This is a genomic window from Vicinamibacteria bacterium (genome assembly GCA_035620555.1).
In the GTDB taxonomy this organism is placed as follows: domain Bacteria; phylum Acidobacteriota; class Vicinamibacteria; order Marinacidobacterales; family SMYC01; genus DASPGQ01.
In genome coordinates, this window is record DASPGQ010000758.1 from 1 (window position 1) to 6,172 (window position 6,172).

Genomic DNA, 6,172 nt, shown 5'->3' on the forward strand with positions numbered 1-6,172 from the left:
TGCTCATTCGTTTATGGTGATCCCGCGGCCAGGTGACCATTCCTTGGAATCGGCGACCCTGTTGAATCCATTGATGAGCGATGTCGACGAGGGGCTGATCGTTCGTCACCAAAACGCGGCCGAGCTGAACCGCTTTTTCGAAGTGCACGGGATCTGGAGTTCTCTTGGGAAGCGTATCGATAGCTCGGACAACGTCCTAGCCGGCTCGCCGGAGAGCCTTTACGCGAGCTCCTAGAACGTCATTGTCCGTGTAGAGAGGGAAGCGTCCAGCCAAGCTATCGGGGGGCCGACGAACGTCGTTTGCTCAGAAACTCGGCCTTATCCCGCTCGTACTTCTCGTCCCAGGCTTTGTCCTCTTCGATGTAGGCGTCGATCTCGTCTGGATGATCGTAGTAATAGGCAAGCGCCGCGTTGACCTGAGCAAGATTTAGGTCCGGATGCTGCTCCAGCACTCGCTCGGGCGTGTAACCCTCTTGGTGCAAGAAGACGATGTTGACGACGCGCACCCGTGTGTCATCGATGCACGGTCGGCCTCCACACACCGCCGGGATCTTTGTGATGTGGGAATACACGTACCCCGCAGGGAGCTCAACCTTCGGATCAGTCCGAGTCGCCATGGGTTCTTTCATTTTACTGCGAACTTCCCTCTCTTAGCAGCCCGTTCGAGGTCGTGCCCGTCCGTCCCGTTCGGGAGATTCGGATCATCCCGACGGTATCGAGATCTCCCTAGAATCACAAGATCAAGCGGACTGCCTCGCTTCGCTTGAGCTTGCCGCTCGTCGTTCGGGGGAGTTTTCCCGGCGCGAGGAACAGGAGGTAGTCGGGATCGATTCCGAGCCGCTCCGAGACCACCGACCGGACTCGTCCCTCGAAGCCGTCGCCTTCCGATTCGATGAGCAGGGCGAGCTTTTCGCCACGGTCGGTCGCCACGTTGACCGCGACCACGGCGAACACTCCCGGAAGCTCTTTCACCGTCCTCTCGATCGTGGTGGGCGAATAGTTTCGACCACGAACGATGACGAGCTCCTTCGAACGCCCGGTGACATAGAGCTCGCCGTCCTCGATGAAGCCGAGGTCCCCGGTGTCGAGCCAGCCGTCTCGCAGAATCTCGCTCGACTCCTCTGGCATTCCGAGATAGCCGTTCATGATCGACGGTCCCCGAATCAGAATCTTCCCGCCCTCCGCGATCCTCACGTGATACCCGGGAAGCGGACGTCCGCAGCTCACGAGCTGCTGCCCGTCGCGCTCGCGAACCGAAGGAAGGGCATGCGGATTGCCGAACGTCACCGCGAGAGCAGCTTCCGCAAGCCCGTACACGGGCGTCAGGGCTTCTGGTCGCAGGCCGAATCGCGCGAACCGTTCGGCAAAGCGGTCGAGCGTCCCTGGGCCCACCATCTCCGCGCCGTCGAGAGCCAGGCGCCAGCACGACAGATCGACCCCTTCGAGCTCCTCGTCGCGAACGCGCTCGAGGCAGAGCTCGTAGGCGAAATGGGGGGCCGCGCTCAAGCTCGCTGCGTAACGTGAAATAGCCCGCAGCCACGACGCGGGTCGCGCGATGAACTGCTCCGGCTTGAGGAGGAACAGCGGACCCGGATGCGCCATCGCCGCGAGAACGGCGCCGATGAGACCCATGTCGTGGTAGAGGGGAAGCCACGACACGCCAATGTGCCGAAACCCGCCGTGCTCGGGGTAAGCCGAGAGGAAAGCACCGAGGAGGGTGCGCACGTTGGCAAGAACCTGCCGGTGGGTGAGAGGAATCGGCTTCGGACCCTCGGTCGTGCCTGAGGAGAACTGGACGAGAGCCAGCTCCTCGGGACGGGGCTCGGACTGAGCGTCTCCGGCTCGGGGAAGCCCGTCCAGCGTCGTTCTGTTCAGAAGGAGTCGCCCGTCGCACTGCGACAGCATCCCCTTGACGCTGCGGTTATGGGTCGCGCGATCGCCGAAAGGCGGCGGCAGCGGCAGAGAAACGGGCGCCGCACCCGCAAACAGGGCGCCGAAGAAAGCGTCATAGAAGGCGATGCTCGTAGGGATCGAGATCCCGACGCGCTCGCCCCGCTCGATCCCGATCGCGCGCAGGCCTCCAGCAACCCGGCGCGCTCGCTCGAGGATCTGGAGGTAGGGAAAGAACTGCTCCTCGTCTCGGTCGACGAACGTCACTCCTTCGGAAGTTCGCGAAGCCTGGAGCAGCGACTCGATGAGAGTGGTCACGATCGATGCTTCCGCGATATGAGCTCGACGATGTCGGAGACCGTCGAGAGTCCGCTCTCGTCGCTCTCTTCGAGCTTGACGCGAAAGCGGTTCTCGAGTCCGATGACCAACGAGAGCTGCTGGATGGAGTCGAGGTGCAAGTCGTCGAAGAGATGCGTGGACTCTTCCACTCCCGAGAGGCGGAGCTGCTCGGAAAAGACTTCTCGAACTCCCTCGAGGATCGCCCCCCGCTCCACCGGAGTCAACCCGCGTGCTCGAGAAGAGCACGCTCTTCGATGGGGATGCGAATCGAAAGAAGCCACGCGTTCAGCCCACTGAAACCGACCGCGGTGATCCAAGCCGAATGCACGAGCGGCACGGCGAGCCCTTCGAGAATCACCGCGAGGTAGTTTGGATGGCGCATGAAACGGTATGGGCCGCTCTTGACGAGGGGCATTCCCGGAATGACGAGAACGCGAACGTTCCAGCGTCTCCCGAGTGAGACGACCGCCCAGTAGCGGATCACCTGGGCGAGCACTGCCACGGCGAGCATCGGATACCCGAGAAGGGGAACGAAGGGCCGGTCGAAGACGACGACTTCCAGAGGACAGGCGACGAGGAAGCTCGCGTGAACGGCCTTCATCCAGGCGAAGTGGTCCTGCCCGTACTCGATCGCTCCGTGCTTCCCCGCCCAGGCGGCGTTGGAGCGGCTCACCACGAGCTCGACGACCCGTTCCGCCGCGATCATCGCAATGAAAGCCAGATACAAACTCACCATCGGAGCAAGACCAGCTCGGTCGCGAAGCCCGGCCCCATCGCCAGGAGCAGACCGTAGCTTCCCGGGGCGGGCGTTCGCTGGCGGAGAGTTTCGGCGAGAACGACCAGAACCGACACCGAGGAGAGATTCCCGAACCTCTCCAGGCTTTGCCACGTCAAGGCGAGCGCTTCTCGGGGCACGTCGAGCGCGGCGGCGAAGGCCTCGAGAACCTTCGGACCACCGGGATGGCAGACGAAGGTCTCGATGGACTCCAACCCGAGACGATGCGCGCTCAAAAAATCGTCCACGTTTCGCCTCATCTCCCGCCGGACGAGATCGGGGATCTCGGCGGAGAGCACGACTCCGAAACCGTCGTCGGTAACGTCCCACCCCATGATGTGCTCGGTGTCGGGGTAGAAGACCGAGCGGGAGGCCACCACGGCAGGTCCCGCAGCCATCCGGTCGGCTCCGACGAGAACCACGGCGGCAGCGCCGTCGCCGAAGAGTCCGCTCGCGATCAGATTCGGTATCGAGAGATCCTCTCTTTGCAGCGTCAAGCTGCACAGCTCCACCGAGAGGAGGACTGCGATCTCGCGGGGAAAGGCGCGCAGGTAGTCCGCTGCGCGAGTGATCCCCACCGCCCCGCCGGCGCAGCCGAGCCCGAACAGAGGCGAGCGCTTCACGTTCGGCCGCAGAGCCAGACGGTTCACCAGCCGTGCGTCGATCGAAGGCGTGGCGATACCGGTCGTCGACACAAAGAACAAATGATCGATCTCCGAAGGGGTGAGATCGCTGCGCTCGAGGACGTCCTCGAGAGCGCGCGCACCCAGATCGACGGCACATCGAAGATACGCGTCGTTCGCGCCTTTGAAGGAAAGGCCTTCGTACTCGTCGAGTCGAAGCGCGAGATGTCGACCGGAAACGAGAACATTGCGATGGAGCTGCTCGAGCCGTTCGGGATTGAAGAGTTTGTCCGCCCAGTGTTTCTTCAGCGCCGCGGACAGGTCATCCTGGGAGTAATAGTGCTCGGGAAGGGCCCAGGTCGCGTCCAGGATACGCATTTCCCGTCACCTTCCCGGGAGGCTCTCCTCGCGGAAACGCTCGTCCGAAAGCCCCTGGTTGATGACGACATCGGAGAACGTGAGCACGGTTCGGCTCTCGGCGGCGTCGTTCACGAGCTCGATGCGATGCCCCAGCTTTGCGCCTCCGTCGAGCTCCCGGATGTCGGTGATCCTCGCCTCTTTCATCAGCGCCCCGGTGTCATCGAAGAACTGGGCCTTCACGGTCACGAAGTCTTCCTTGCGAACCCAGCCACGGAGCTTACCGTAGGTAATGTCGTGACGTGGCACCCCCTCCATCACGTAGCACGGAGCTCCATCCTGCGTCTCCTCTCCCACGAGACGGTGGAGGAGGTCGTCGAGGTGGGCTCCTCCCGCGAGATCTCCGTAGGTGATGTCCGAGCCCAGAAACGAATCGTCCTGGCCCTTTCCTGCGATCTCGCGAACGAGATCCAGATCCGGAAAGTAAGCCCACTCACGGTTCTTCTTTCCCCGCGCTGCATGGACGAGGAACGTCGTGCCCTCCATGGTCTCCGGCTCGCGCATGACGATGAGGGCACGGTAATCCACGCCGTCTCGCTTGAGCAACAGATCGAAGCTTCTCGACTTCGTCTCACCGCCCGAGACGATCTCGAGACGTGCGTGCGCTTGCAGGTCGCCGATCTTCAGGTCGCCTTCTTTGACCCGCGCGACCACGGCCCCGGCCGAAAGCTGGATGGCAACGAGGATTGCGATCAAGCGCCGACTCCGGGGCGACGAAAAAGGCGCACTCCGAAAACGAGGTAGAGAGCTCCGAATCCCAGGAGGGCAATCAACGAGGGCACGACCTCGACGAAAGCCCGCTCGCGAAGCATGAGATCGTTGAACGCGCCCATGGCCCACGCGGTGGGAAAGACATGCGCCAGCCGCTGCAGCCACAGAGGCTCGATGGTGATCGGCCACCAGCAACCGCCGATTGCCGCCATCACCACCACCCCGATCGTTCCCATCGGCAAGACGGCATCACGGCTCGGGGCGAGGGACGCGGCCAGTAGCCCCAGGGATGCCGAGGCAAAGGTCACCGCGACCACGACGAGCGCGAGGGCGACGAGCGACCGCCCGAGCGAAATACCGAAAGCCAGGCGACCAACGGCGAAGAGCAAGGTCATCTGGACGAGGCCCATGAGAAAGCGTGAGAGCATCTTACCAACGACCAGCTTCGACTCCGAGACGGGTCCGGCCGCGAGTCGGTACATCGTTCCCCACTCCCGTTCGTCCAGAATCCCGAGGCCCACCCCGAAGAGCATTCCCAGCAGGAGGAACGTTAGTCCGAAGCCGGGAACGTTCTGGTCGAATGTATTGAATGTGGTAGTCCCCCCGTAGACACTCGCTTCCTCGAGTCGGCTGTTCTTTTCGAGGAGGCGGGAGGCGAGCTTGGCCGCGTCTTCCCCAAGGGCCTCGAGATCCACCGTCTCGCCGGCATAGGTCAGGACCTCGACGACGGCAATGCGAGAAGCCACCCGGCTCGTCACGATGCCCGCGTTCGCCCGCTCCACGGCAGCTTGAATCTTGAGCACCTCGAGGTGTTTCACCGGGTCGGTCAAGAGTTGAAGCGCGACATCGTCCGCCGGGTAGCCCTCGGGAATGACGAGAGCCGCGCCCGCGCGGGGAGTTTCCCCTACCAGGCGGCGCGCCTCGTTGACTCCCACTTCGACCACTTCCAGCTCGGCGGCTTCGCGCAGAGTCGCCACGAGCGTGCGAGCGATCTCACCCCCGTCGAGGTCGGTCAGAGGAAGGAGGTGCCGCTCGCTCCGGTACAGGGTCGAAAGGGAGAACCCCGCCGCGGCAATCACCAGGATGGGTGCCAGGAAGAGAAGCAGCAAAGCGATGGCATCTCGGACGAGTAGTCGCAAATCCTTGATTATCAGCAAAATGAGCACTCTCAAGGTTCTCGGAGTATAGCATCATAATACTTGACAAAAAAGTCAGGTTTAATCAGAATTAGAGGCATGAAGGTGACGGCGCAAGAGGAATACGGGATTCGATGCCTACTGCAGCTCGCCCGCAGTGCGAAGGAGGCCAAGCCGATCACCGTCCGGGAAGTGGCCGCTCAAGAAGGCATTTCCGTGGCCTACGCGGAGAAGCTCCTGCATCGCCTTGCCAAGGCGGGGCTCGCCGAGTCGGTGAGAGG

General features: G+C 62.7%; 9 protein-coding genes. 2 read left to right on the plus strand and 7 right to left on the minus strand.

All coding sequences use genetic code 11. From position 1 onward, the window contains the following. Positions 1-235, plus strand: a 235-nt coding sequence (locus VEK15_30350) for a hypothetical protein (protein HXV65035.1), incomplete at its 5' end; no start/stop codon positions are given. 40 nt (positions 236-275) lie between these two features. Here VEK15_30350 and VEK15_30355 read toward each other — a convergent pair. The 7 genes from VEK15_30355 to VEK15_30385 all read right to left on the minus strand — a co-directional run bounded on the left by VEK15_30355 (position 276) and on the right by VEK15_30385 (position 5,921). Further along, a complete protein-coding gene (locus VEK15_30355; GenBank protein HXV65036.1) occupies positions 276-629 on the minus strand; it encodes a DUF433 domain-containing protein in 354 nt (117 codons plus the stop codon). Between the two features lie 103 nt (positions 630-732). Further along, complete coding sequence (locus VEK15_30360; GenBank protein HXV65037.1) at positions 733-2,208, minus strand: AMP-binding protein; 1,476 nt, start codon at positions 2,206-2,208, stop codon at positions 733-735. Then, entirely contained in the window at positions 2,205-2,444 is a 240-nt protein-coding gene (locus tag VEK15_30365) for an acyl carrier protein (protein ID HXV65038.1), read from the minus strand. Before VEK15_30365 ends, VEK15_30360 begins: the two co-directional genes overlap by 4 nt. A gap of 5 nt (positions 2,445-2,449) precedes the next feature. Further along, positions 2,450-2,965 (minus strand): isoprenylcysteine carboxylmethyltransferase family protein, encoded by a 516-nt coding sequence (locus VEK15_30370; GenBank protein ID HXV65039.1) that lies wholly within the window; start codon positions 2,963-2,965, stop codon positions 2,450-2,452. After that, the gene (locus VEK15_30375; GenBank protein ID HXV65040.1) at positions 2,959-4,005 is read right to left on the minus strand and encodes a 3-oxoacyl-[acyl-carrier-protein] synthase III C-terminal domain-containing protein; all 1,047 of its coding nucleotides are present in this window, start codon (positions 4,003-4,005) and stop codon (positions 2,959-2,961) included. The genes VEK15_30370 and VEK15_30375 overlap by 7 nt, the downstream gene beginning before the upstream one ends. 6 nt (positions 4,006-4,011) lie before the next feature. Then, the gene (locus VEK15_30380) at positions 4,012-4,740 is read right to left on the minus strand and encodes an outer membrane lipoprotein-sorting protein (protein HXV65041.1); all 729 of its coding nucleotides are present in this window, start codon (positions 4,738-4,740) and stop codon (positions 4,012-4,014) included. Further along, on the minus strand, positions 4,737-5,921 hold the full coding sequence (locus VEK15_30385; GenBank protein ID HXV65042.1) for an ABC transporter permease: 1,185 nt from the start codon (positions 5,919-5,921) through the stop codon (positions 4,737-4,739). The genes VEK15_30380 and VEK15_30385 overlap by 4 nt, the downstream gene beginning before the upstream one ends. 69 nt (positions 5,922-5,990) lie before the next feature. Here VEK15_30385 and VEK15_30390 point away from each other — a divergent pair. Beyond that, the coding region (locus tag VEK15_30390; GenBank protein ID HXV65043.1) for an Rrf2 family transcriptional regulator at positions 5,991-6,172 on the plus strand (182 nt) is incomplete at its 3' end.

What these genes read in the sequence shown, in the direction of transcription:
- VEK15_30375 (HXV65040.1), bottom strand. Translation starts at nt 4,005, where the DNA reads ATGCGTATCCTGGACGCGACCTGGGCCCTTCCCGAGCACTATTACTCC.
- VEK15_30370 (HXV65039.1), bottom strand. Translation starts at nt 2,965, where the DNA reads ATGGTGAGTTTGTATCTGGCTTTCATTGCGATGATCGCGGCGGAACGG.
- VEK15_30355 (HXV65036.1), bottom strand. Translation starts at nt 629, where the DNA reads ATGAAAGAACCCATGGCGACTCGGACTGATCCGAAGGTTGAGCTCCCT.